At 51.4% G+C, this 26289-nt stretch carries 25 protein-coding genes; 4 read left to right on the forward strand and 21 right to left on the reverse strand.

All coding sequences use genetic code 11. The features are described from left to right. Positions 1 to 93: 93 nt before the first annotated feature. The 5 genes from AC0LWT_RS12575 to AC0LWT_RS12595 all read right to left on the reverse strand — a co-directional run bounded on the left by AC0LWT_RS12575 (position 94) and on the right by AC0LWT_RS12595 (position 3365). Complete coding sequence (locus tag AC0LWT_RS12575; RefSeq protein ID WP_474681588.1) at positions 94 to 297, reverse strand: hypothetical protein; 204 nt, start codon at positions 295 to 297, stop codon at positions 94 to 96. A 373-nt stretch (positions 298 to 670) separates the two neighbouring features. Next, positions 671 to 1228, reverse strand: a complete 558-nt coding sequence (efp, locus tag AC0LWT_RS12580; RefSeq protein WP_474681589.1) for an elongation factor P — start codon at positions 1226 to 1228, stop codon at positions 671 to 673. 15 nt (positions 1229 to 1243) lie between these two features. Further along, the gene (locus AC0LWT_RS12585) at positions 1244 to 2317 is read right to left on the reverse strand and encodes a M24 family metallopeptidase (RefSeq protein WP_474681590.1); all 1074 of its coding nucleotides are present in this window, start codon (positions 2315 to 2317) and stop codon (positions 1244 to 1246) included. Between the two features lie 18 nt (positions 2318 to 2335). Further along, complete coding sequence (gene aroQ / locus AC0LWT_RS12590; protein ID WP_474681591.1) at positions 2336 to 2767, reverse strand: type II 3-dehydroquinate dehydratase; 432 nt, start codon at positions 2765 to 2767, stop codon at positions 2336 to 2338. A gap of 109 nt (positions 2768 to 2876) precedes the next feature. Continuing rightward, on the reverse strand, positions 2877 to 3365 hold the full coding sequence (locus AC0LWT_RS12595; protein ID WP_474681592.1) for a YqhR family membrane protein: 489 nt from the start codon (positions 3363 to 3365) through the stop codon (positions 2877 to 2879). Between the two features lie 117 nt (positions 3366 to 3482). On the opposite strand from AC0LWT_RS12595, the gene AC0LWT_RS12600 reads away from it, so the two are divergent. Both AC0LWT_RS12600 and AC0LWT_RS12605 read left to right on the forward strand, forming a co-directional pair. Then, entirely contained in the window at positions 3483 to 4469 is a 987-nt protein-coding gene (locus AC0LWT_RS12600) for a DUF1385 domain-containing protein (RefSeq protein WP_474681593.1), read from the forward strand. Beyond that, on the forward strand, positions 4466 to 4723 hold the full coding sequence (locus tag AC0LWT_RS12605; RefSeq protein WP_474681594.1) for a hypothetical protein: 258 nt from the start codon (positions 4466 to 4468) through the stop codon (positions 4721 to 4723). Before AC0LWT_RS12600 ends, AC0LWT_RS12605 begins: the two co-directional genes overlap by 4 nt. Here AC0LWT_RS12605 and AC0LWT_RS12610 read toward each other — a convergent pair. The 12 genes from AC0LWT_RS12610 to AC0LWT_RS12665 all read right to left on the reverse strand — a co-directional run bounded on the left by AC0LWT_RS12610 (position 4717) and on the right by AC0LWT_RS12665 (position 18556). Next, positions 4717 to 5691 (reverse strand): patatin-like phospholipase family protein, encoded by a 975-nt coding sequence (locus AC0LWT_RS12610; protein WP_474681595.1) that lies wholly within the window; start codon positions 5689 to 5691, stop codon positions 4717 to 4719. The two genes, AC0LWT_RS12605 and AC0LWT_RS12610, sit on opposite strands and share 7 nt — an antisense overlap. 146 nt (positions 5692 to 5837) lie before the next feature. Next, positions 5838 to 6263, reverse strand: a complete 426-nt coding sequence (mntR, locus tag AC0LWT_RS12615) for a transcriptional regulator MntR (RefSeq protein ID WP_474681596.1) — start codon at positions 6261 to 6263, stop codon at positions 5838 to 5840. Positions 6264 to 6364: 101 nt separating this feature from the next. Further along, positions 6365 to 7078, reverse strand: coding sequence for a cytochrome c biogenesis CcdA family protein (locus AC0LWT_RS12620; protein ID WP_474681597.1), 714 nt, complete (start codon positions 7076 to 7078; stop codon positions 6365 to 6367). Position 7079: 1 nt separating this feature from the next. After that, positions 7080 to 7880 (reverse strand): metal ABC transporter permease, encoded by an 801-nt coding sequence (locus AC0LWT_RS12625; protein ID WP_474681598.1) that lies wholly within the window; start codon positions 7878 to 7880, stop codon positions 7080 to 7082. Positions 7881 to 7892: 12 nt separating this feature from the next. Next, positions 7893 to 8672: a metal ABC transporter ATP-binding protein gene (locus AC0LWT_RS12630; RefSeq protein ID WP_474681599.1), complete on the reverse strand. Its 780-nt coding sequence runs from the start codon at positions 8670 to 8672 to the stop codon at positions 7893 to 7895. Between the two features lie 44 nt (positions 8673 to 8716). Beyond that, the gene (locus tag AC0LWT_RS12635) at positions 8717 to 9631 is read right to left on the reverse strand and encodes a metal ABC transporter substrate-binding protein (RefSeq protein ID WP_474681600.1); all 915 of its coding nucleotides are present in this window, start codon (positions 9629 to 9631) and stop codon (positions 8717 to 8719) included. A 214-nt stretch (positions 9632 to 9845) separates the two neighbouring features. After that, complete coding sequence (locus AC0LWT_RS12640) at positions 9846 to 10238, reverse strand: hypothetical protein (protein ID WP_474681601.1); 393 nt, start codon at positions 10236 to 10238, stop codon at positions 9846 to 9848. Between the two features lie 94 nt (positions 10239 to 10332). After that, complete coding sequence (gene metG, locus AC0LWT_RS12645) at positions 10333 to 12330, reverse strand: methionine--tRNA ligase (RefSeq protein ID WP_474681602.1); 1998 nt, start codon at positions 12328 to 12330, stop codon at positions 10333 to 10335. A gap of 355 nt (positions 12331 to 12685) precedes the next feature. Further along, a complete protein-coding gene (gene yidD, locus AC0LWT_RS12650; RefSeq protein WP_474681603.1) occupies positions 12686 to 12922 on the reverse strand; it encodes a membrane protein insertion efficiency factor YidD in 237 nt (78 codons plus the stop codon). 110 nt (positions 12923 to 13032) lie between these two features. Then, positions 13033 to 13773 carry a transposase gene (locus AC0LWT_RS12655; RefSeq protein WP_474681604.1) on the reverse strand — a complete coding sequence of 247 codons (741 nt, stop codon included), beginning with the start codon at positions 13771 to 13773 and terminating at the stop codon, positions 13033 to 13035. A gap of 1822 nt (positions 13774 to 15595) precedes the next feature. Continuing rightward, a complete protein-coding gene (locus tag AC0LWT_RS12660) occupies positions 15596 to 16408 on the reverse strand; it encodes a pyruvate, water dikinase regulatory protein (protein WP_474681605.1) in 813 nt (270 codons plus the stop codon). A 123-nt stretch (positions 16409 to 16531) separates the two neighbouring features. Next, positions 16532 to 18556, reverse strand: coding sequence for a beta-galactosidase (locus AC0LWT_RS12665; RefSeq protein WP_474681606.1), 2025 nt, complete (start codon positions 18554 to 18556; stop codon positions 16532 to 16534). Between the two features lie 129 nt (positions 18557 to 18685). Between AC0LWT_RS12665 and AC0LWT_RS12670 the strand changes: the two genes are divergently transcribed. Continuing rightward, positions 18686 to 19507 carry an AraC family transcriptional regulator gene (locus AC0LWT_RS12670; RefSeq protein ID WP_474681607.1) on the forward strand — a complete coding sequence of 274 codons (822 nt, stop codon included), beginning with the start codon at positions 18686 to 18688 and terminating at the stop codon, positions 19505 to 19507. A gap of 10 nt (positions 19508 to 19517) precedes the next feature. Here the strand turns inward: AC0LWT_RS12670 and thrC are convergent, their stop codons facing one another. The 4 genes from thrC to AC0LWT_RS12690 all read right to left on the reverse strand — a co-directional run bounded on the left by thrC (position 19518) and on the right by AC0LWT_RS12690 (position 23904). After that, on the reverse strand, positions 19518 to 20801 hold the full coding sequence (gene thrC, locus AC0LWT_RS12675; RefSeq protein WP_474681608.1) for a threonine synthase: 1284 nt from the start codon (positions 20799 to 20801) through the stop codon (positions 19518 to 19520). A gap of 52 nt (positions 20802 to 20853) precedes the next feature. Then, positions 20854 to 21639 (reverse strand): DeoR/GlpR family DNA-binding transcription regulator, encoded by a 786-nt coding sequence (locus AC0LWT_RS12680; RefSeq protein ID WP_474681609.1) that lies wholly within the window; start codon positions 21637 to 21639, stop codon positions 20854 to 20856. 94 nt (positions 21640 to 21733) lie between these two features. Beyond that, positions 21734 to 22420 carry a queuosine precursor transporter gene (locus tag AC0LWT_RS12685; RefSeq protein WP_474681610.1) on the reverse strand — a complete coding sequence of 229 codons (687 nt, stop codon included), beginning with the start codon at positions 22418 to 22420 and terminating at the stop codon, positions 21734 to 21736. 98 nt (positions 22421 to 22518) lie between these two features. Beyond that, on the reverse strand, positions 22519 to 23904 hold the full coding sequence (locus tag AC0LWT_RS12690) for an MFS transporter (protein WP_474681611.1): 1386 nt from the start codon (positions 23902 to 23904) through the stop codon (positions 22519 to 22521). A gap of 248 nt (positions 23905 to 24152) precedes the next feature. On the opposite strand from AC0LWT_RS12690, the gene AC0LWT_RS12695 reads away from it, so the two are divergent. Next, positions 24153 to 26243 carry an LTA synthase family protein gene (locus AC0LWT_RS12695; protein WP_474681612.1) on the forward strand — a complete coding sequence of 697 codons (2091 nt, stop codon included), beginning with the start codon at positions 24153 to 24155 and terminating at the stop codon, positions 26241 to 26243. Positions 26244 to 26289 lie beyond the last annotated feature (46 nt).

The raw sequence follows: 26289 nt of genomic DNA on the forward strand, positions 1-26289 counted from the left end.
AAATCCTCCTGGCCGCAGGTTGAGCGCTCAGGAGGATTTTATCGTTACCCGAAAGATTCCACGACTACTTTACGGTGAGGGGGTTAGGTCGCGTTAAGCCGATAATGATGGTGGAAGGATGTATAATTCCTGCAAATGTGCAGTTATTTTTCTTTTGATGCCCTTGCTGCGGAATATTCCTGCATATGTGCAGTTTTTTTCACCCAAATCCACTCCAAGACGCATCAAAAGCGAAAATTCCTGTACTTTTGCAGGCTTTTCGCCGAAATGAACCGCTTTTGCGAAAAAAGCCTGCACTTTCGCAGGTTTTCTCCCTACCGAGCTGCCTTGTATACCCAAACCCGCACGGGAGAGGTGTCAGTTGGGGAAGAACGGCTGTGCACCTCTCCAACATACGTTCTGCTTTTCTCAACAATTTTGATATTTGCAGGTTTTGCCAGTTTGCGTTTACCACGCTCCCTTTACTGCGCTGCCCCTGCTGTCGCACCGCGCGCAACTCCTGGTGCGCGGTGTTGCGCTGCATGACGGCGGTCGGTCGACCACATGAGCCGTGCGCGCTCAGCCAAACTCCGCCCCGCCCCCCCGGGCGGCGCGAACGCAAAAGGGACCGGCCCGCCCAATAGCTAAAGCTATTGGCAGGTCAGTCCCTTCATCATTGCCCGGCCCTTGCTTAGGCGCGGGAAATGTATTTGCCTTCGTCGGTATCGATGAGCAGCACGTCGCCTTCGTTGATGAAGAGCGGAACTTGCACGTTCAGTCCGGTTTCCAGCTTGGCGTTTTTGGTAGCGCCGGTAGCTGTGTTGCCTTTGATGCCCGGCTCGGTTTCAACGACTTTCAGCTCTACGCTTTTCGGCAGGTTGATACCGAGAATTTCGCCCTGATAGCTCATGATTTTAATGTTCATGTTCTCTTTCAGGAAGTTCAGCTCCCACTTGAGCTGCTCAGACGTCAAGCTGGTCTGATCGTAAGTTTCATTATCCATGAAAGTGTGTTCGCTGCCGCTGGCGTACAAATACTGCATATCTTTGTTGTCGATGTGAGCGCGGCCCACGTTCTCGCCTGCGCGGAACGTGCGCTCGACGGTGTTGCCGTTGCGCAGGTTTTTGAGCTTGGTGCGCACGAATGCAGCGCCTTTGCCCGGTTTGACGTGTTGAAAATCTTGAACGGTAAACAAGTCGCCGTCCACTACAATCGTTAAACCTGTTTTAAAATCATTTACTGAAATCACTGGTGTGTCCCTCCGCTAATCAATGATAAGAAAATCTTTGCTAGAATGTGTAAGTATTTTAATTCCGGCGTCGGTAATGACGACGTCGTCCTCTATCCGCACTCCGCCGAATCCGGGGAGATAGATGCCAGGCTCGACCGTTACTACCATGCCGGGTGTTAAAATCGTATCTTCCGCTTTGGACAATCGCGGAGATTCGTGAACTTCCATGCCCAGGCCGTGTCCGGTGCCGTGGCCGAAATATTCGCCGTAGCCGTGGCGCGCGATCACGTCGCGGGCAAAGGCGTCGCCCTGCCGGCCGGTAATGCCGGGTTTCAGGTTGTCCAGGCAGTGCAGCTGAGCTTCCAGCACGATGCCGTAAATTTCTTTGTGCTTATCCGTCGGCTTGCCCAGCATAACCGTGCGGGTAATGTCGGAGCAATACCCTTTATAATACGCTCCGAAATCCAATTTGACAAATTCGTTGCTCTGCAAAACGCGGTCGCTCGCTTTGCCGTGCGGCAGTGCGGACCGCTCGCCGGATGCAACGATCGTCTCGAACGATGTGGAAGTCCCGCCGTTTTTGCGGATGAACATTTCGATTTCCAAAGCAATGTCTTTTTCCACCGCACCGGGCTTCAGAAAAGACAAAATATGCGAGAACGTCGCATCGGCCAAATCGGCGGCTTCCTGCATGATTTGCAGTTCGGTCTCATCCTTGATATTGCGGATCCGCTCGACCAGCCGGTCAGTCGGGACAAGCTGAATGCCCGGCAATGCGGCCTGGTAGCTCAAGTAATCGCCATAGGACACGTCCGCCTGCTCAAAACCAAGCTGACCGATTCCCTGCTGCCGCAAAATATCGCCGACCGATTCGACGGCTTTGGGTTTATGCTCGATCACTTCAAAAAGCTTCGCCTGCTGCGGCGCTTGCGTCATATAGCGAAAATCGGTCAACAGAACCGCCCGATCCTGTGTAACGACGACATAACCCGAAGATCCCGTAAAACCCGTCAAGTATACGCGGTTGTACGCATTGGTAACAAGCACTGCCGGCAAATCCAGCTGCCGCATCTCTTTGCGCAGCCGCTCAAGGCGTTTTTCCTGCATTCGTATCACCATTCTTTCCTACAAATGTTCGTACAACGCTCTTAGACCGAGCTGATAGCTCTGTGCGCCAAAACCGCAAATTTGCCCGATGACAACCGGGGCTGTTACGGAAAGATGGCGAAATTCTTCTCTTTTATGAATGTTCGACATATGTACTTCGACGCAGGGCAGCTGCACGGTCGACAGCGCGTCGCGGATCGCGTAGCTGTAATGCGTGAACGCGCCCGGATTGATCAGCAGGCCGTCCTTCGTGCCGAAAGCTTCATGAATTTTGTCGATGATGGCGCCCTCGTGGTTGGATTGGAAGCTTTCCAGCTCGATGCCAAGCTCCCCGGCCAACTCGCTTAAGCTCTGGATAATGGCGGCCAGCGACGAACTGCCGTAAATCCCGGGTTCGCGGACGCCAAGCATATTCAAATTCGGACCGTTAATAACGAGCACTTTTTTCAAAATAAGGGAACCCCCCGGAACCTTCCCGTCAGGAAAGCTTATCATTAAGTATGCGCCAGACCTCCGTCGGGAAACTGCGCGGTTGAACTTAAATATTTTACCATAACTTTCATGCGTTGTGTATAGGTTCTCTCGTTCTTTCGTCCGTATATTCGATGGCGATCGAGTAGCCGATAAACAACCCCCACAACAGGAAGAGGCAAAAGTCGCTAATGATCGTATTTGCATCAAGATCGTGAATCCAGTACATCAATCCCACATAAGGGCCGACGAGCAAGTAGAGCACTCCCCACCACGCAACCCCGTACGCTACGCCCCACCAAGGCCCGCTTAATTTTCCGAGAAAAATCGTATACAAAAAAGCCGCGGCAATGGAAAATAGCGTGAAAAAAAACCAGCCGACCAATCCTCCTTTCCATGTAAACAAAAAATCGTGCTTGAAAAACGGCTCGACCAAAAAGCCGATCGCGACTTTTGTAAATTTTAAATATTGCTCGACGATTTTCAGAGCGCCCCAGATCAAACCCGCGAAAAACCCGATATATAGCGCAAAAAGCCACCTGCTCGTCCGCAGCATTCGTTTCTTTAGTCCGTTCATCCTTGCCCCCTCTTCCTTTCCCTGCACGCTTTGCTCGCGCTTTCCTGATCAGGAATAGTATGTTCTGCGGCGATCGGTAGCATTCAATCCGCGAATCCGTTACAATGAGAAGATAGCATGAACCATTTTAAAACGAGTACAGATAAGAAGGTGGATCTATTGTCGGAGCAAAACAGCATATACGGAGGACAAGCCGTCATCGAGGGCGTGATGTTCGCAGGAAGAAACGTGCACGTGACAGCGGTGCGCAAAAAGGACGGCTCTCTTGAATATCTGGAGGTGCCCAAAAAAGTAATTCCGTGGGTGCAAACGCTTAAGAAAATTCCGTTCATCCGGGGAATCGTCGGCATTATCGAATCGAGCGCCAAGGGCGCGCAGCATTTGAACTTCTCCGCGGAAACGTTCGCCGAAGAAGAAGATGGCCAGGAGGCCGGCGCCAAGAAAGAAGCGAAGCCCGGCATATTTTCCAACATTTCCATGATGCTCGGCGTTGCCGTCGTCGGCGTCATTTCGTTCCTGTTCGGAAAATTCGTGTTCACCCTTGTTCCTGCGGTCATTGAGCAGTTTTTGTTTCAGCATGTATTCAGCAATCAATTTCTTCATAATCTAATAGAAGGATTAATTAAAATTGTGCTGCTGATCGGCTACATTTATTTCATTTCCTTAACGCCCATGATCAAAAGGCTGTTTCAGTACCACGGCGCCGAGCACAAAGTGATCAGCGCGTACGAGGCAGGCGTCGAACTGACGGTCAGCAACGTGCAAAAATTCAACACGCTCCATTACCGGTGCGGAAGCAGCTTTATCGTCTTCACCGTTATTGTCGGAGTAGTCATCTACTCTTTCCTGCATTATGACGGTTACGTGGAACGCATCGTGCAGCGTCTGCTGCTGCTGCCGGTCGTCATCGGTGTATCGTATGAAGTGCTTCGCTTTACGAACTCGCTTCGCGAGGTGCCTGTGCTGCGCTTCCTTGGCTATCCCGGCCTATGGCTGCAGCTTCTGACTACGAAAGAACCGGAGGACAGACAGGTAGAGGTTTCGATCGCCTCTTTCAACCGTATGCGCGAAGCGGAGAAAAAAATTATGGAGGGACGCATATGAGGCAGCGATTTTCCCTGAGCACCATCATCATTGCGGTTTTGATTGCTATCGGCATGCTCGTCAGCTTGCGGACTTTGTTCATACCCATATTAGTGCTGGGGATCATCTTCCTGCTCTATAAGTTTCCTCCTTCCAGCTGGAAGATGAATCAGGGCGCCCGCAAAAACACAAGAGGAAAAACAAAGACGGCAAAATTCCGCGTCATTCCCGGAAACAAGGACGCCGATTCGGACGACTATCCGAAGTATCACTGATTTTTGCGGAGCACATACTTTTCGTAGTCCTGCTCGTAAGTTTGCATCGTCCATTTCGTAAAATAATGATCCGCAGCTGTATACCCGGCCTCGTATAATTCGAGGCTTTTTTCTTTGGAAATGTCGAACTGGGTGTTATGAACGCCAAGGGTCGGAATTTTCACCGTCCGAAAGCGGTTGTACTGCTCAATGTAACGCTCGTCATGCGCGCTGAGCATCGTTTCGAACAGTGCCTCGAACATCGTGATCGGCCCTTTGATTTTGTGCATTTGGTTGGTGCTTTTCCCTACAAGCTGAAAACCGATGACAGGTACACGCTCGGCATAAGTTTCACGGTCAAACACCCAAAGCGGATAGTTGCTGAGCAAGCCCCCGTCCACCACATAAATAAATTGCTTTATAAAAGCATCCGCCGCGGCGGAGCTTTTTGCTTTGCTTCTTGTTTTCAGGCGAATCATCACCGGGTCGAAAAAATACGGGATGCTCGTGCTCATCCGCACCGCTTTGGCGACCGGGAACTTGCGCGGGTCGATTCCGTATTGCGCGATGTCGTCGGGCAGCACGAGCAGCTTGCCCTGCGTAATATCCGAAGCGATGATCCGCAGCTGATTCGGCTTCAAGTCACCGAAGGTGCGGATGCCTTTGGCCAGCAAAATTTGGTACACCCAGTTTTCCAACGCCTCTCCGGAATACAACCCTTTTTTAATAAACAGCCGCGCCGCCGGGCCGATAATGTTCGCATTGAACAGCGCCGACCTTTGCAAAAACGATTTAAACGGCGATTGCAAAATCAATTTCTTCATCTCTTCGCCCGTATATCCGGCAGCCAGAAAAGCCGCGACGATCGAGCCCGAGCTTGTGCCGGCCACCTCATGAAACACATATCCCCGATCATTCGCGGCGCTCACCGCGCCCGCCAGAGCAATGCCTTTTACGCCCCCGCCCTCAAACACGCCGTTGATCTTCATCCCACACTCTCCCCGAAGCGCAGTTAACGGACGCCAAGCGCTCCATTGTTATGTATGCGGGGACGGTTTGTCACTATGCCGCTTGCATCGCTCTGCAGGCAGAAAAAAAGACAGTACCCTCGCTATTTCGAGAGTATCTGTCCTTCTTAAGTATCGGCTTCCAATTCCTTGCGAACTTGCTGCAGTTCATCCATCCGGCCGGGGTCGCGGCGGAAATATTCGAGAAGCGTCTCGATGCAGGTGATCGAATCCCAGCTTAAATGATGCTCGATCCCTTCGACATCTTTATATATGTTGTCTTCCTGTACGCCGATCGTGGTCAAAAAGTCTTCCAACAGCTGATGCCGGTCCACCAGACGTTTGCCCATTTTTTTGCCTTTGGAGGTAAGCATGAGACCGCGGTATTTTTCATATACCAGATAGTTGTCTTTGTCGAGCTTCTGAATCATTTTGGTAACGGATGAGGGATGCACCTCAAGCCCTTCAGCAATGTCGGAGACGCGAGCGTAGCCCTTCTCGTCGATGAGCTTGTATATTCTCTCCAAATAGTCCTCCATGCTTGGTGTAGCCATTAGCTTAGTTCCCCCTGCTTACTCAATTTCCTTTTTATAGCTTTACCTATCATAATGCATGAACCCGGATGCGGTCAAATCTGCCATGTTGAAAAATTCACTTAAAATTTCAGCCAGTCCGGGGTAATTTGGTTGAGCCACAGCGTGATCTGCGTCATTTTGCCCGTGTAGAGCAGAACGGCGATCACAATCATGATCCCCCCGCCGATTTTCATAATCGTATTGGAGTACCGCAAAATCCATCGCGTAGAGCCGATGAAAAACGACAGCACGAAGAACGGGATGGCGAAGCCGAGCGAATAAGCCGTCGTCATTTGGAACCAGGCCCCCGGTTCCGTCGTCGCCAAGGCAAGAATGGCCGAAAGAATCGGCCCTACACACGGGGACCACCCGGCTGCAAAGCCCATTCCAATAAGGACGGAGCCCGCATAGCCGGCGGGACGAAAGCGGATTTGCAGCTTGCGCTCTTTAAGCAGCCACTGCGGCTGAAAAATACCGAGCAGGAACAGGCCCATGACAAAAATGAGAATGGCGGCAATTTGCCGCAGCAAATCGCGGTAATCGAGAAAAAAATTGCCCAAAAATCCGGCCGTCAAACCGAGCGCATAAAAAATAATCGAAAAACCGACGATAAAGCTTAACGTATGAAGCATCGTCTGGCGCCTTGCGGCGGCCGAGGATTGGCCCGATTTCAGCTCGCTGACCGAGATGCCTGTTATGTATGAAAGATAGGACGGATACAGCGGCAAGCAGCAGGGCGAAATAAAAGAGGCGACGCCGGCCCACAGGGCGATCCACAGATTGACGGAATCCATGTCAGCTCCTTAACCCCCTTCGCAAAATAGTTCCGATAAGCAAAACGATCAAAGTCATTACAACCGTGCCCCCTGGAGCAAGATCCCACACCCCGGCGACGACAAGGCCGATAATGACGGCAATTTCCGAAAAAATGACCGCGAGTACGACCGAATGTTTGAAGCTGCGGGCGATCAGTAAGCTGCAGGCGACCGGAATCGTCAGCAGCGACGACACGAGCAGCGCGCCGACGATTTTAATCGCAACGGAAATAACAAGCGCTGTCAGCATAGTGATCATCATATTGTAAAAGCGCAGCGGCAGCCCGCTGACACTGGCCGCATCCTCGTCAAAAAACATCAAAAACAGCTCCTTGAAGTGGAACGCAATGACCCCGACGACGATCAGGCATACGATAAAAACAACCCACATGTCCGTTGAATCGAGCGTATAAATGCTTCCGAACAAATAGCTCATCACATTCATATTAAACCCTTTGCCGAGCGTAAACAACAGCGTCGCCAGCGCGACTCCGCCCGACATGATGATCGCGATCGACAGCTCGGCGTACGTTTTGTACGCTTTGCGGAGCCGCTCAATGGCAAAGGAGGCGATAAGCGCAAAAACCAACCCGACCCCAAGCGGATATATGTTGATTAAAAAGCCGAGCGCGACCCCGGCGATGGACACGTGCGCGAGCGTGTCGCCGATCATGGAAAGCCTGCGTAGCACAAGAAAAACGCCCATCAAAGGCGCAGTAAGCCCGATCAAAATGCCTCCGATCAAAGCTCTTTGAAAAAAATATTCCGAAAAAATATCCAAACCGTTCGCTCCTTACTGGGCTCCGATCATCTCGCGGATTTGGCCGATGGAGTGAGTCAGGTTCGTCTCGCGGCAATCCTCGGGATCATGGGTATGCTTTACGTAAAATTTGATGCCACCGCTCACCTGCTGCGGCTCGGAGCCCAGGTAAGACTGCATCATCTCCATATCGTGCGACACCATTATGAATGTCATATGGTGATGCTGGTGCATGTGGCGGATCATGCGGAAAAAGCCGGCCTGCGTTTCCGCATCGATCCCGACCGTCGGCTCATCCAGGATGAGCAGCTCGGGATTGTTCACGATCGCGCGCGCGAGGAAAGCGCGCTGCTGCTGTCCGCCGGACAGCTGGCCGATGCGGCGGTCCGCCAAATCCTCGATGCGCAGGGCGAGCATGGCATCTTCGGCTTTTTGCGCGTCCGCTTTCGTCAGACGGCGGTAGATCCGCTTTTTGTTGTACAACCCGGACAAAACAATTTCCCGGACTGTTGCCGGGAATAACGGGTTGAACGCGTTTTTTTGCGGGACGTAGCCGATCCGGTCCCAGTCGGTAAACCGGCCGAGCGGCTCGCCGAACAGCCGGATCTCCCCCTGCGTCGGCTTCAGCAGGCCGACCAGCATCTTGAGGAGCGTCGTTTTGCCGGCGCCGTTGGAGCCGATAACCCCAACGAAATCCCGCTCCAGAACGTCAAACCGGAGCTCTTGGATAACCTTTTTATGCTCATAAGAAAAAGCGATCTGATCCATTGCTACGATACTGCGGTGGCAAGGCTGAATTCCGCTGTTCTCCATCCTTTTTACCCCTATCTTCACTTGAATGAAAGCATGCTATATACCTATTGTAAAGCTTTCACAAGATTTTTCAAATTTTCGTCCATCACCGAAATATAGTCCTTGCCTGCTTTAGCCTGCTCCTCGGTCAATCCTTCCAGCGGGTTCAGCACCATCGTGCCGATGCCAGCATCTTTGGCCAACGTTTTCGCCAATTTATCGGAAACAAGCTCTTCAAAAAATATATATTTCAGGTTGTGCGCTTTTAAATACTCGTTCATTTTTTTCAAATCCTGGGCGGTCGGCTCGGAATCCGGCGATAGCCCCATAATCGCCATTTGCGTCAGCCCGTAGTCGCGGCATAAATAAGCAAAAGCCTGGTGCGACACCGCGATCTCCTTTTTCGGAACCTGGGAAAGCTCTTTTTTGTATCTGGCATCCAGGTCCGCAAGCTTGGCGGCATATTTGGCGTAATTTTGCTCGTACTCCGTCTTGTGTGCCGGATCGGCCGCGATAAGCGCTTCTTTTATATGCTCGGCCATTTTGCCTGCATTCAACGGGCTCAGCCAGACGTGCGGGTCGAATTGTTCCTTGCTATCGGACGTTTGAATCAAATCGGCTCCTTGGCTGGCTTCGACAACCTTCAAAGATGAATTTGCAGGAAGGCTCTCCAAGAAATCCTTCACCCAGCCCTCAAAGCCTGCGCCTTGATAAACAAAAACTTGCGCTTTCGTCATATTTTGCAAATCGCGGCTCTTGGGAGACCAATCGTGCGGCTCTACCCCTGCCGGAACGAGATTTATCACATTGACGTAGTCCCCGCCGATATTGCGCGTAAAATCGTACAACGGATAAAAGCTGGTGACAACGTTAATCTTGCCTTCCACCAGCCCGGCTTTGTCCGTCGCTTTGCCGCAGCCTGCCAATAAAATAGTAAACAAAGCGAAAATCGCCATGTAAAAAATAGTGCGCTTGCGCATGATGAAACTCCCTTCAAGACCGCTCGTCTAAATCGTAATTTTTTTTATTAACGAACTTGATTATACGAGCAGGCTTTTCGGTTGTCAATATCAAACAGAGCAAAAAAACCACCCTGCAGTCGCAGCGTGGTACAGATCATGACGCGGTGCTGCGCTGCATGACGGCGATCGGTCGACCGCATACGCACCGCGCTGGGAACAATAAAACGCTTCGCTAGCCGCTGCCGGATTGGCCTCCGCCGCTTTGGGAATCGCCGTCCCCGCTCTTCGACTGGCCTCCTCCGCCTTTTTTCTTCGATGCGCCCTTGCCTTCCCCTTCTTTTTTGGATGGTTTTTCGCTTTGTTCCTTCAGCTTCTTGTACCGTTCTTCGGCTTGCTGCTGGACCTTTTTGTCCTGCTCCGTCTGATACTGCTTCATCTCTTTGTACATGTCGTACTGCCTCTTTAATTCCTGATCAATGACGCTTCCCTTACCTGAGCTTTGCTCCTTTTGCTGGCCTTGGTCCTGCTGCTTGTTGCCGCCTTGCGAGTTGCCCATGCCGCAGGCCGTGAACAAAAGCAAGCACGCGGCAGTCCATGCGATTTTTGCCACAGTTCGAGCTTTCATAGGAGTCACTCCGTCAGTCTTTTTCCTTTAACATGCCCAAAGTTAAAGCAAAAAACCCCATGCCGCTTGAAATCCGGCATGGGGGTGCGCTTTGCTATTTGACGATGGCGCCGTTCGGCATGCTGTCCGGAACGGTTGCCAGCGTCAGCTGATCGCCTTGCGAAGCGGCGAGAATCATCCCTTGCGACAGCTCGCCGCGCAGCTTGGCGGGCTTCAAATTCGTGACGCAAATCACTTTGCGTCCAACCAGATCCTCGGGCGAGTAAAACTTCGCAATGCCCGAGACGACTTGCCGCTGCTCGTACCCGAGATCGAGCTGCAGCTTCAAGAGCTTATCCGCGCCCTTCACAGGCTCGGCCGCAATCACCTGCGCGACGCGCAGCTCGACCTTGGCGAAATCGTCGATGCCGATTTCCTCCTTCGGCTCCGGCGCGGGCTGGACCGCGGCAGCGGCCGCAGGCGCTGCCTCTTCAGGCTGGGCGGCGCTTGCTGCGGCGCCGCCTCCCATGGCCTGGACGATATAGCCGATTTCCGGCTCCACGTCCAGCCGAGGGAACATCGGCTCTCCCTTCTGCACCTGCGTGCCGGAAGGGAGAAGCCCAAAGCTCTGCACGCTCTCCCACGAAGTGAGACGCGGCAGGTCTTCCGCAGCGATGCCCAGCTGCTGCCAGATCAGCTGCGGCGCCTTCGTCAGGAAGGGGCGCAGCAGCACGGACGAAATGCGCTGGGACTCAGCCAGCACATACATAACCGAGCCGAGCTTCTCACGGCTCTCCTCGCTTTTGGCCATCGACCACGGCTGCGTCTCGTCGATGTACTTGTTCGTGCGGCCGATCAGCTGCCACACGACCGACAGCGCAATGGAGAACTCCATTTTCTCCATTGCGTCCTCGTACTTCGCTACCGTTGCCTTGACAGTCTCAAGGAGACTTTCATCAAACTCGGTAGCGCCAGGCACATACGCGGGAATCTTGCCCTCAAAATACTTATCGATCATCGCGATCGTACGGTTCAGCAGATTCCCTAGATCATTCGCGAGGTCATGATTGACCCGCTCGACAAAGCTCTCCGGCGTAAACGTGCCGTCCGCCCCAAAAGGAACCTCGCGCATCAAATAATAGCGCAGCGCATCAAGACCGTAGCGGTCGATCAGCGTAACCGGATCGACCACATTGCCCTTGGATTTGGACATTTTGCCGTCCTTCATTAACAGCCACCCGTGCGCAAAAACCTTTTTCGGCAGCGGCAAATCAAGCGCCATCAACATAATCGGCCAATAAATCGTATGGAAACGCACAATCTCCTTGCTCATTAGATGAACATCCGCAGGCCAATAGCGTTCAAACTTGCTTTCGTCATCCGAATCGTATCCAAGCGCAGTAATGTAATTGGACAACGCATCGATCCAAACATAAATAACATGCTTAGGGTCGCCGGGCACCTTAATGCCCCAGTCAAAAGTCGTCCGGGAAACAGCCAGATCCTCTAGCCCCGGCTTAATAAAATTGTTCAGCATTTCATTTTTGCGCGACTCAGGCTGAATGAAATCAGGATTCTCTTCATAATATTGAACCAAGCGGTCCGCGTACTTGCTCATCCGGAAAAAATACGTTTCTTCCTTCATTTTCTCCACAGGACGGCCGCAATCCGGGCACTTCCCATCCACCAGCTTGCTCTCCGGGAAAAAAGTTTCACAAGGCACACAATACCAGCCTTCATATTCGCCTAAATAAATGTCGCCCTGTTCCAGCAGCCTTGAAAAAATTTTGCCAACCGCCTTCGTATGCCGCTCCTCCGTTGTCCGGATAAAATCATCATACGAAATGTCCAGCTTGGCCCAAAGTTCCTTAATGCCCTTAACGATCTGATCGACGAAAAGCTGCGGAGTAATGCCCTTTTCCTGCGCCTTGCGCTCAATCTTTTGACCGTGCTCGTCCGTACCCGTTAAATACATGACGTCAAAACCCCGCAGTCTTTTGTAACGGGCCATGACATCCCCAGCCACCGTTGAATACGCATGTCCGATATGCAGCTTGTCGCTCGGATAATAGATCGGCGTCGTGATGTAAAAAGTCGGTCGTGAATTCGACATAACAAAAAACCTCCTGGAAAATATTCAAAACATGACAAAAAACCCTCATCCTTCTTGGGACGAGAGCTGCACTCACGCGGTACCACCCAGTTTCCCCCGTCTTTCACAAGAGCGGGGCTCAGTAAGTCAATGCGACTTGCCCATTAACGCTGGGACACGAAGCCAGCTCACTCCTCTACACATTGCGTAAAGGCAGCTCGAAGGCTTATTCTCCGGGACCATCTTCCAAACATCGTCCTATACCGGCTTTCACCTGACCCGGCTCTCTGTTCATAGGCATCCGCCTGTACTTATCCGTTCATCGAATTCCATATGTTATCCTTAAGGAAAATATATCGAAAAGTAAAGCCCCATGTCAAGCCGATTGCTGAGAATTAGGTGCAGGAGGTACATGGTCGATTCCGCCAGGATGAAAAGGATGGCATTTGCAGAGCCGCTTAACCGTCAACCAGGATCCTTTTAACGCGCCGTGAACTTCAAGAGCCTCCAGAGCATACTCCGAACAGGTCGGATAAAACCGGCAGGAAGGCGGCGTCAAAGGCGAAATAAATTTGCGATAAAACCGAACCGGAAGCTGCAGCGCCTTTCTCATTGGGCGACCCTCCCTTGTCAAAACAATCATGATTGACCTCTCGCTCTATCATGACTGAAAAAGAACAGTTCGTCAACGTACCGCCTAATTCGCCGATCGCAGCATACGTTCTATGAAGGACATTGATAGCACTTTAAGAAAACGGGATAAAGAGCCGCAGTTATAAAAGCCTTCAGCCAATCCCTGAATGCAAAAAACGCAGAGTAAGTCCCTTCAGCAGCATTGCCGCTTTCCAAAAATTGTTTATACTTTGTCGGTAACTGGGCATGTACCTTGTTATTGCGAACAGCCGCGCTATACTTCCTGTTGATCCTCTGCAATATGTGTGCCGTTCGAGCATCCGGCTGTACGCCGGCTTTATGTGGAACCTGATCAGCGGGGACGATCACCTCCAGGTCGCTTTCTTCAAGATTATCTATCTCCGACTCGATGCTCTCCTTATGACTTCTTTCCATCCGGTTTCTCTCTTGAAGCCGGCTTTCCCAAACAGACTGCTTGTTGAGCGCAAAATAAATCTTTTGCAACAGCAGCCGGGCGCTTCGATAATTGATTCCCAATATTTCAGCAAGCGAACTTGCGGAATATTCCTTTTGATCGTGAATGAGCAATTGTATAGCGCGAAACCAAGTTAGTAGAGGGAGCTTAGACTTGTGCATGATCGTCCCCGCTGTCAGCGAAACTTGCATCCTGCAGTCGGAACATTCAAGCAAACTGCGGGTCCGAACCGTATAAGCGTTATCGAAATCGCACCGCGGGCAGCAAAAACCAGACGACCAACGAATCTTCATCAAAAAATTTTCGCATTCCTCTTCCGTATCAAAATGACAGGATTGAATATCATAAAGATTCATCTGCTTCACCGCCCCGAATACAAACATTTGTTCTCATTTATTATAGCACACATACGTTCGTATTTAAAGCTTTTTTTGAATTTTTTTGCGGCACGACGTTGTTAGCCTCCGCTCCCTCATCATTTGAAGACGTCCTATCTTGATGATAGCTCTTCTGTCGTAACTACAAAAGATTATTGTACTTTGAAAACTCAAACCATCCTCCTATTTTCAATGTCGTATGAACATAGTGCGTTATTAAGCGAAAAAACTAAAACCCAAATGCCTTAAAGGGCTACTCCTGTTGATATCTTTGGATTGCCCTCTTGTAAATGTCACATTTGCTTGTTGCCTGCCTAGTTAATCCGTTGCTATACCGCACTCCCGGTGCTTCTTCTAGATGCCGCACGTGTTACTGTAATCACTATGTTGCCTTTCTGATTGCTCCTCTGCAATAACTACATACCATTACTCCTTATGATTGCCTCTTGCAATATTGCACTTACAATGTTGTCTTTCTGGTTGCTCCTCTGCGATATTGCATTCCCATTGCTTCGTATGCTTGCCTCTTGCGACATTGCCACTTACAATGTTGCCTTCTGAATACTCCATTGTAATTACTGCATTCTCAATGATCAATTGCCTCATGTGTTATTACACTCGCAATATTGCCTTCCCGATTACTCTTCTGTGATACTTGATTCCCATTTACTTCCTCTGATTTCCCCATGCGATATTGTACTTACAATGTTACCTTCCTCTTGCTTCATTGTGTTACTGCATTCTCAATGCTTAATTGCCTCATGTGTTATTGTACTCACAATGTTGGCTTCCTGATTACTCCATTGCGATAATGCATTCTCAATGATCAATTGCCTCATGTGTTGTTGCTTTTCTGATGCTCCATTGTGATACTGTTTTCTTAACGCTCAATTGCCTCATGTGTTATTGCACTGGCATTGTTGCTTTCCTGTTACTCCATTGCGATACTGTATTCTTAATGCTCAATTGCCTCATGTGTTGTTGCAATTGCCTTGGTTTACCTGCCTAATTGTTCCACTACGTTACTGCACTACTGATACTCTTTCTGATTGCCCTCTCGAGATGTTCTACTCGCAATGTTTACCTCTTATTGAACCTCTCTGATGATGCAATTGTGATGTTGACCTCAACAATTGCGCTTTGGGATGTTGCATTTCTGACCACCCTTGTCGTGATTCCCTGCAAAGAGGGGTAGTATTTTGCACTTATCTCAGAATGGATAAAATCACATTATACGACCCTTTCGGAAGGAGGTCCTCTTGAGGTTGTACTCATGGTAAGGCCCAGCTTGGGGATTAGAGCTTACTTTGTACTTATTTCAGAATGTATGAAATTTAAATTTGTACATATCTCAGAATGCACTAGATTTGAAATACACGGACCCTCGGAGAGGGCCGATCATGCTGCGATTTCCGTCTGTGGTAGTACTCCGCTGCGTCATGCAGAATTTTTGCACATATCTCAGAATGCATGAAAATCAAATGTGTGACCCTCTAATTGGGAGGCCATGGCCATCTTTTGGACTTGCCAGTTGCGATGGCGGTCTGCTAAGGAAAGTGGTATTTGGGCCTGCGCTCGTGGTGATATCCCGCTGTACATAGTTTTTCGTAGAATGCGTGAAATTAAAGGACGGTTTCGGACGCATGCGTGTGGGGTTGGTTTTAGGCTGCCTAGGAGGCTGCGGTTCTAAGTGGGGGGTTTATTTGATGATGTCGGGCGGGTGGATTTAGGATTATGATGAGTCCAAGGCTGAATGATCGGTTGATATGGCCTTGGACTTATTTTTTGGGATGATAGGGGGTTAGTACGTTCTGCCGTTAATAAGTTGGCTGATGAGTCCGGCTGTTTCTTCGATGGCTTTGTTGGTTACGTCGATGATTTCGCAGTTTAGTTGTTTCATCAAACTGGCGGCAAAACCGAGTTCTTCGTTGATTCTTTGTAAGGTGGCGTATTGCGAGCTGCCGGGCAGGCCGACGGTTTTGAGGCGTTCCTGGCGGATTTGCAGTATGTATTCGGCATCCATGGTGAGGCCGATGATGCGGTGGCTTGGAATTTTGAACAGTTCCGCGGGCGGTTTGACTTCGGGTACTAGCGGCAGGTTTGCGGATTTGATGCCTTTGTGGGCCAAGTATATGCTGAGCGGTGTTTTGGACGTTCGCGATACTCCGATGAGCACGACTTCGGCTTCCAGCATGCCCCTCGTATCTTTGCCGTCGTCATATTTGACGGCGAATTCAACGGCCTCCACTCTGCGGAAATAGTCGGCATCCATTTCGTGCAGCAGCCCCGGTTTTCGTTTGGGCGAATCGCCGTAAGTGTCTATGAACGCCTGCAGCATCGGTCCCATGATGTCGACAGCGCGAACGCCCAGGCGGTATGCTTCGGCTTTCATTAATTCCCTCAGTTCCGGCTGCACGAGCGTGTAGGCGACAAAACCTCCTGCCGCGGCAGCTTCGTTGAGCATTTGGCGGATCTCGGTTTCCTGACTGACGTGGCTGAACCTTTTTATTTTGACCTGTTCTGCGTTAAATTGGCGTATGGTTGCTTTGGCTACGGCATCTGCTGTTTCACCGATGGAGTCGGAGCAAACAAATAAATGCTGCTGTTCGTACATAATGACCTCCTCTGCTTTTCCAATTGTGCTTTTATCTATCTCTATGAACTTACTATAGTAAATATTTACCTGGAAAGCAAAAAACCTTCGTCTTGTAATAACCAGACAAAGGTTTGAGGCAGCTTAATATTGCAGGATAAGCACGGCTTTTGCCGCAAGTGACACGGTGTTTGAAACTTCATTGCCGGACAATAGATCAACGGCCTGCAGGGCGCCCAGTTCCACCTTGACTTCACCGCTGTTATGGTTCATGACAAACAGGTATGATTTTCCGTCTTTGTCTCTTTGGGAAATCTCGACTCCAGGGACAGGGGCGATCGGTGCTTTGATGTTTTTGGCGCTGCACAGGTTCGCCATCAGCCCTTGCAGGAATGCCGCATCCGGACTGGTCGCCACGTACCATGCTTGCCCTTGGCCGAATTTGTTGACTGTCAGGACAGGCATTCCCTTATAGAAGTCGCTTCCGTAGACTGCTTTCACTTCCGCTCCTTCGGGATGGATCAGGTCGCACAAGGTGGTGCAGGTGTAATTTCCGTTCAACGCGCCCCATTCCTGCTTCATGACGATTTGATTGCTTTGATCCGGGAATAGCGCATCAATTTCTTCAGCCCATATGCCCAGCACGCTGCGCAGTTCCCCGGGGTATCCGCCGGTTGTGACGATATCATTCTCGTTGACGATGCCGCTGAAGAATGTCGTGACGAAGGTACCGCCGGCTTTTACAAACTCCTCGATCCGTTTTGCATATCCGGGCTTCACCATGTACAGTACAGGGGCGATGACGATATCGTATTCGGTTAGGTCGGCGTCGACGCCAATGAGGTCGGTCTGGATGTTTTGCCGAAACAAAGCGTCGTAGTATTTGTGCACTTCATCCACATATTTCAAGGCGACGGTCGGCCCGCTGGAAAGCTCTACGGCCCACCGGTTTTCCCAATCGTATACGATCGCGACGCGCGCATTCACTCTTGAATCAAGCAGATTGCCGGACAAATTTTGCAGTTCTTTGCCCAGTTCGGCGCATTCACGGAAAACGCGGGTGTTTTCGTTGCCTACATGTTCGATTACGGCGCCATGATATTTCTCGCAGGCTCCGATTGATCTGCGAAGCTGGAAAAACAATACGGTATCCGCTCCCCGCGCCACGGCTTGATAACTCCAGAGCTTCATAACGCCCGGCCGTTTCAGCGAGTTGTAGGGCTGCCAATTTTGCTGGCTTGGCGTTTGCTCCATTAACATAAACGGTTGGCCGTTTTTGAGCCCTCTCATTAAATCGTGAACCATGGCGGTCAAGCTGAACGGCGTATCCAGTGACGGGTAATTGTCCCAGGAAACAATGTCTATGTGCTTCGCCCATTTAAAGTAATCCAATTCTTTGTACGTGCCCATCAAATTGGTTGTGACGGGAATGTTCGGGGTATGTTTTTTAATGGCGTCGTACTCCAATTTGTAGCAATCCAGCAGGCTGTCCGACATAAAGCGGCGGTAATCCAGTGAAATGCCCTGGAAGTAAGTGCGGTCTCCGGCCCACTCTTCTGAAAGCGCATTCGGAGAAACGATCTCATCCCACTCATAAAAGGTATGGCCCCAAAAACGCGTGTTCCAGACTTTGTTCAGCTTTGCCAAGTTTCCGTAACGCGCCTGCAGCCAATTCCTGAATTCCCGGGCGCAGTTATCACAGTAGCAGTAGCCGCCATATTCGTTCGATACGTGCCAGATCAACAAGGCCGGGTGATCTTTGTAGCGTTCGGCCAACTTTGAAGCAATGGCTGCAGCGTGCTTGCGGTACGTCGGACTGCTGGGGCAAGAATTATGGCGTCCGCCGAATTTCCGTTTGCGGCCTTCAAAATCTACCCGCAGCACATCGGGATATTTTTTGGCCATCCATGCGGGATGGGCCCCTGTGCTTGTAGCAAGGCAAACGTACGTGCCGTTTTGGTGCAGCCGATCCATGATTTCATCCAGCCAAGCAAAATCGTACGTATCCTCATTAGGCTGCGAAAGCGCCCACGAAAATACGTTAATAGTGGCTACATCTATTCCCGCCAGCTTAAACATACGCAAATCTTCGTCCATCACGGACGGTTCCCACTGCTCCGGATTGTAGTCTCCGCCATACCAAATTTTCGGCAGCTTTTCGTTAATCATCCTGCACGCTCCTTAACCGCTTGAATGCATGAAATATAAGAATATAACCATTGTATTGGATTATTCACGCGCTTAAAATATAATATTTTTACGTGTGTATATAAAAAAATGGAACAGGATGCTGGATGTATGCATAAAAGGTTCGTTTTGACGCCTTCGGCGGATCAGGCTTATCCGCTTTTTATTGAAAGCATCGGGCATCACGAGGATCAGGAAAAGATGGTCAGGGACGATGGCTACTCTTGCTTCCACTGGCTGCAAACGTTCTCGGGAGAGGGCGAGCTCTGGACGGGAGGAAAATCGTTTCGCCTGAGCAAAGGATGCGGGTTTCTGCTCCTGCCGGGCGTCGGTCATGCCTACTGGGCGGTTTCGGATACGTGGTGTACGGAGTATGTGACTTTCGGAGGGCATTTGGCCGAGAGCATGTTGAATATGCTGGAGCTGCATCAAGCCGCTTTTTTTCGTTGGGAAGCGGCATCGCCGCTGGAAACTGCGGTGGGAACGATTTTGTCCTACGCGGAGGCCGGTACGGAGTATACCGGGTATGACGCTTCCGCTGATTTGTACCGTTTTCTCATCCTGCTCAAAAAGCACGGTCAAGTCAATAACCGCGCTTCTTTGAGCAGCCAGCTCCTCAGTCTTCAGCCGCTGCTCGACTGGCTGGAGCTGAACTATGCCAATCCCGACACCGGGCTTGAAGAAATGGCCGGGGTGCTGGGCGTCACTCCCCGGCGCATGAGCACGCTGTTTCAACATGCCTTCGGCTCATCGCCATATTCGTATTTGATTTTGCTGCGGCTCCGCAAGTCCAAGGAGCTGCTGCTGAACAGGCAGAGCTTGACGGTAAAAGCCGTTGCGGAGCTGGCCGGGTTTCGGGATGCGAGCCATTTTGTCGCGAGCTTCCGCAAGCATGTCGGGCTGACGCCGGAAAAGTTCCGTCAGCTGAACTGAACCGCGCGCGTCAGGTGGCCGTGCGGGAGAGGCTGCGCCGCACGTCATCGACCGCCAGCGTCGACGTGCGGATCGTATTCCGATGCGGAGCGGAGGGCCACTTGGCGTCCAAGTGGTACTCCTGCAGCGCATCGGTGTCTTTGAGCAGATGGCCCGTCAGCACGCAGACGGCCGTTTCGTCACGGTCCGCGACGCCTTCGCGGACCAGCTTGCGCAGCCCGGCGAGCGCAGCCGCCGAGGCCGGCTCACAGCCGATGCCGCTGCGGTCGATGACCGCTTTGGCATCGAGGATTTCGGCGTCGCTGACGCTGGCCGTGACGCCGCCGGTCTCTTCCAGCACCCGCCGCGCTTTGCGCCAGCTTGGCGGGCTGCCGATGTTCAGCGCAGAGGCGCGGGTATGCGGCTCGCGCTCGGGCGCGAGCTCCTCCATGGCCTCTGCCATCAGGCGGTGGAAGGGCGACGCCCCTTCCGCCTGTACGACCGCGACGCGCGGCAGCCGCGGGATGAAGCCGAGCTCCTTGAGATCGCGGAGCCCTTTGCCGAGCGCCGACGCGTTGCTCAGCGCTCCACCCGGCAGCACGATCCAGTCCGGCAGCTGCCAGTCAAGGGATTGGGCAATCTCGTAGACGATGCTTTTTTGCCCCTCGATCCGCAGCGGGTTCACGGAGTTGCACACATACAGCCCTAACGCCTCGGCATGCTTTTCCAAAAAGCGTATGCCATCGTCGTACGTGCCCGTGAAACTGACTACGTCGGCTCCATACGCTATCGTTTGCAGCACTTTATTGTGCGAGATGTCCTTGTCCGGCACAAACACGACGGAACTGCCTCCGCCGAAAGCGGCGTACATCGCCAACGAAGAGGACGTGTTTCCGGTCGATGTGCACGTAAACCGGGAATAGCCCAGTGAACGACCGTGAGACACCGCGACGGTCATGCCGTTATCTTTGAACGAGCCGCTCGGATTCTCGCTCTGGGCTTTGAACATCAGCCCTCTGACCCCCGCATAGGCGCGCAGCCCTTCGGAGGCCGGGTACAAACCCGTGTTGCCTTCAAACTTCGTGCAGATCATCGGCTCCGGCAAATCGGGCGCTATGAGCTCCTTGTAGCGCCAAACGCCCGATGCGTAAGGCGACATCCGCTCGGCGAGCCGCTCCGCAAACAGCCGTTTCAAGCGCTCCGCATCGATCCCGGCGAAATTATGCCGGACCTCAAGTAACCCGCCGCAAGCGCACAAATACGCAAATCTTCCATCAGCCAAAACAGCACCGCATTCCGCGCACACAAATTCCATATGGATGTCCTCCTTCTTGTAAGCATTCAATTTCACGTTCGTCGTAACTGATTTAGTTCTGCTGCGCCTCGCACTTTACGATGCGAATCCCTTTCTTGGCCCACCTAGCTTCCAGCGATTCGGCCAGCCCGTTCGTCACGATCGTATGAATCGAATCGATGCCGCAAACGTTGTAGACGTCGCGCCGTCCCCAGTCGCGCTCGTCCATCAGCACAATGGCGCGGTTCGACTGCCGAATGGCGGTCTGCTTGACCGCCAGGCTCTCCTGCAGCGCCGTCGTCAGCTTGCCGTCCTCCGTAATTCCCGCCGGCTTAAGAAAGCACTTGTCAAAGTTGATTTGCTCCAAAGCCTGCAGCGTAAACGGCCCGTAGCACGCTTCATCCTGCTTGTGCACAGCCCCGCCCAGCGTAATCAGGTTCACCCGCTGAACCAATGCGGAAAGGGCGTTCACACTGTTCGTAACGATGGTGACGTCCGGCATTTCCGCCAGCTCGTAAAACATGAAATGGGTGTAGCTGGACGATTCGATAAAAACGGTGTCGCCAGGCTCGATAAGCGCCGACGCCGCTTTGGCGATCGGCTTTTTCCGCTCCGGCTCTCCCCTGTCCTGATAAGGGACAAACCCGGAAACGCGGGCTACCGGCACAGCTCCTCCATGCGCTTTTTGCAGCAGACCTCTCTTTTCCAAAGCCCGCAGGTCTTTACGGATCGAGTCTTCCGTCACATGAAAGTGCGCTGCCAGCCGCTTGACCTCGACTCTCCCTTCCTGCTCCAGCAGCGCTATGATTTGGTTGCGGCGCTCCTCGCTGAACAGGGAATGCTGAACTTGTTCGGTCATGCAGCTATCATCCTTTATCACATTTTATCTTTTGTTATTTAATTTTATTATATTTTATTGTTTCGTATTATTCAATAAAAAAAAACCGACCTTCCTACGAGGGAAGCTGTCGGGTTTTGAAATTTCTGGCGATATATAAAACCGGGGTCGAAGCCGCCGAGATGATAAATTTGATGACATACGTAGTTGCCAAAATTTGCAGCCAGACGCCCCAATCGTACAAACCGCTGAAAGCGATGCTGCAAAATACGAGCGAATCGACAAGCTGGCTGATTCCCGTGCTGCCGTTGTTGCGGATCCAAAGCTGATTCCGGCCGGGAAACACTTTTTTCAGAAACGTATAAATTCTGACATCAAGAAACTGGCTTACAAAATAAGCCGTCAAACTCCCGAGCGCGATTCGCGGAAGCAGGCCGAATATCGTTTCCAGCGAAGACTGGCCGACGTCCCCTGCCTGCGGGGTGAACACCATCGCCATCTGCATGATGATCATCGACATGATCAAAGTGAAGAAGCCGAACCAGACCGCTTTTTTGGCATCCTTATCGCCGTACTTTTCATTCAGCAGGTCTGTTGTCAAATAGATGGTTCCATACATCGTGTTGCCTAATGTCATGACGAAGCCGAACATTTCGATCGTTTTGACCACCTGGATGTTGGCCAGAACGGTCGCAACGCCGACCCAGGCGTACAAGCCCTGTTTGCCGAACAATCGGTAGCACACCAAAAACAGCCCGAAGTTGACCAGGACAAAAAGCACGCCCCAAGCAAAATTAAACATCTTTCATTCCTCCTAGTTTTGATAACGCGGGAGTTTTCGAACCGCGGCTCCGCTTTGCGGCAGCGTTGTTGATTATAACACAGATCGTGGAGGCGATGTTAGGCTTTTTTCCGGCCAAAAGCCCCGTAGTATAATAGAAAAACAATGATAATGACGGCGAGGAAAATAAACAGCAGGTTGCTGTAAGGAACGGCTATGTCCAGACCTTGAAACGGATTGATCCGGAAACGGTGCAGGAACCCGTCCAGCAGCTTCGCTACAAGCGCGGTGCCGACTGCGCCAGAAATAAAGCTGACCAGATTGAACAGACCCATCCCTACTCCTGTTTCCTCAACTTTGAGCGTTAAGGAAACCCGGTTGGCCAACGCCGTTTGAATGAAGGAAAAACCGATATAGTTCGGCAGCATAGCGGCCGAGACGAGCCACGGTGAAAGCCCGGCGACAAAGGCGATCGCAAGCAAGCTGACAAAAAGCAGCGTCAGTCCGATGTAGATCACATAATTGTTGCCTTTGCGGTCCGCCAAATTTCCGCCTATCGTGCCAAAAATGACGGCGCTGATCGCCCCCGGAAACAGCACGAGACCGATTGTGCCGGTGCTCAGCCCGTTTAGCTCAGTGAGCATAAGCGGCATGACGAACATAACGCCCATGACGACGTTGAAAATAATAAAACCGATAACGAGGCCGTTGCGAAGCAGTTTGTTGGCAAACAGCGCAGGCTCGATGAACGGATTTGCCGAACGTCTGATGTGAAATATGAACCAGACCAGCACAAGCACGCTGAGCGCTAGATAGTACCACCCCGAGTAGGTTAGAAACAGCATCAAGCTCGCGACGATCACGGCAACCATTACGGCTCCGAGGATGTCAACCTTACCTTTTTTCGACTCCTCGTCAGGCAAAATGCGGCGGAAGAAAGGGATCGATACGAGGGTGAACAGCGGAATCAGGAATAAAAACGTCCAATGATACGTACCGGCGATGAATCCGCCGAGTACCGGGCCGACGCCGACGGCGAAAGATACGGTCGATGTCAGCAAACCGAACACTTTTCCCCGGTCCGAAGGCGCGAAATAGCGGGCCACAAGCACCATAACGAGCGCCGGAATAGCCGAAGCTCCCGCCCCTTGAATCGCTCTCCCCAGAATGACTGTGGGATACCAGAAGTTTAGCGCGAAGCCGATAATCGATCCGGCGTTATAGATGATGACTCCTGTCACGATCAGCTTTTTCAAGCTGTAAATATCCGACAATTTGCCGTAGATGACCGAGCCTAGAGCGAAGAAAATAATGAAGCTCGTCAGCACCCAACTGACACCTGTCGGCGAAACGGCGTACTGCTTGGCGATCTCCGGCGTCGATACGTTGAACACCGTCTCATTCAATACTGCGAAAAAAATCAAGTAAATAATCCAGGGCACCGTTTTCTTTGTATCTACCGATATGGCTTGGTGCTCCATGGAAACAGCTGCAGCTTGCTGCATGGTTCCACCTCCGACTTTTAGTCCTCCGCCATCTTATCATAAAAAGACAAGCAAAAACGAAGGAAAAAATAATTTTAATAAACTGCCAGGACAGCAATTGTATGCAGCCTAATATGTAAAGTTTACCAGCAACCTATCTGTAATAATAAATGTTATAGTTTTACGTGTCAATAGCCGTCTTCCTAAGACGGGCAATATATCGGATAATGGACAAATGACATCAGATCGAAATGAACAGGAGATTTTTCATGCAAAAACTGTTGAAGTTTCTCAAGTTGGCCTTTTCCCGGGTGACGATTATCGTTCTTCCGTTTGTCCTGATGGCGATGGTCGAGTACCTTGAACGCGGGACTTTTGAAGACCTTTATAAATGGGCGGTGCATTACCCGCTGGCCATGATTCTCGCCTACTTGATTACAGCGGCGCTTTATTTGTTTTTGATAGCCGTTACGGGCAGGAGCCGGCTTTCCTTTTGGCTGCTGTGCGCCGTCCTGCTTCCTCTTGCAGCCGTAAGCGGAAGCAAGCTGCATGCGATCGGGGCGCCCTACTATCCGTGGGATCTCGTATTTCACAATGAGATTGTGGAATACCGCGCTTTTTTAAGCAGCTATTTGACTTATTCCATTGTCGGATCTGCGCTTTGTTTTCTGGCTCTGGTCGCGCTGCTTTTTCATGTGATTTTGCGCAAACGGGCGATCCGGTTCCGTTGGCCGGAGCAAATGGTATACGCTTTGACCGCTGCCGCGCTAATGACCAGCATTTATGCGGACGGACCTATTCCTTTTTCGAAGCTGTACGGCATCTATACGGTTCCGTGGGATCAGACGATCACGTATGACGAGAACGGATTTCTGCTTTCCACCGTGCAGATGCTCCCTTTTCTGAAAGTGGACAAGCCTTCCGGCTACAATAAAGATGCGATCGAAACGATACTGCGGCAAATTCCGGAAAATAAAGCAAACGGAGGCAAGCAGCCTAATATTATCGTCATGCTGAGCGAGTCGTTCTGGGATCCTACCGTGATGAAAAACGTCAGCTTCAGCCGGGACCCGATCCCTTTCCTGCACAGTCTGCAAAAAACGTATACGAGCGGCTGGATGCTGTCTCCGCAATTCGGCGGCAGCACCGCCAACGTGGAGTTTGAAGTGCTTTCCGGCAACTCCATGCGCTTTTTCGGCCAATCGCCGGATAAAATTTTGCCGTATATTGAGTACATGAACCACGGCGTCGATTCTTTGGCCAGCATCGCGACCAGGCAAGGCTATCACGCTACCGCGATCAATCCTTTTTTCAGCTGGTTTTTCGACAGCAGGAAGGTGTATAAGCATTTCGGGTTTTCCCGTTTTATCAGCAGCGAGTTTTTTCCGAACGATTTCGAGGGACCGAACTACGCCGACCGGGCTGTCGCCCAAAAAATAATCGAAGAGACCGAGAAGAGCCCTGGGCCCGATTTCATTTTTGCCAACACGATGGAAAACCATCATCCTTACAACCCTGGAAAGTTCAGCAAAAATACGATCGAAGTCAGCGGCGACATTACACCGGAGTCCAAAGGCTTGCTGGAGACGTATGCGCAGGGCATCACGGATGCGGACAAATGCCTGCAAACGCTGGTCGACTATTATTCCAAAAAGCCGGAGCCGACCATCCTGCTGTTCTTCGGCGACCATATGCCGTTTCTGGAGGACAACTATAAAGTATACCGCGACGCCAAATATGTGCTGCCGGACGATCCTGAGCTGTATACAAAAACGCATTACACGCCATTCGTGATCTGGAACAACTTTCTCCCGGCCGATCAGGAGAAGCCGGGTCTCAGGCTTAGCCCTTCTTTTCTCGGTCCGCTCGTGCTGCATATGGCCGGCGTGCAGGGCAGCTTTTATACCGACTATTTGTACGGCCTATCGCAAAAAATTCCCGTCATTCCGCCGAAGGAACAGTGGGACGCCTACAAAATCAAAGCCGGCGATCTGAGCGACTACGCGAAGCTGCAGTATGACAATTTGTTCGGAGGGCGCTACGCCTACCAGGCTGCTGGCATCAAGGATACCATCGTCCAGCCGGGTTACACGCTCGGATATGGCGATCCGTCGATCACGAACGTTACGGTGAAGGGCAAAGAGCTGCAAATCGAGGGCACGAATTTCTTCCCTTCATGCAGCGTCTATGTGGACGGAATCGAGCTGAAATCAAGCTTCAACGGCACGAATACGCTGTTTGCGGACATGCCCGACAGCCTGCATCCGGAAAGCGGCGGCACGCATCAGGTCGAAGTCCGCATCATCGACGACAAAAAGATGAAAATTGGCCAATCCAATCTTTATCGGATCGGGCAGTAATGCCGTAAGCCCCCTTGGAATAGGATGTAAACATCCTGATACAAGG

The sequence above is a fragment of the Paenibacillus sp. sgz302164 genome (genome assembly GCF_056120505.1).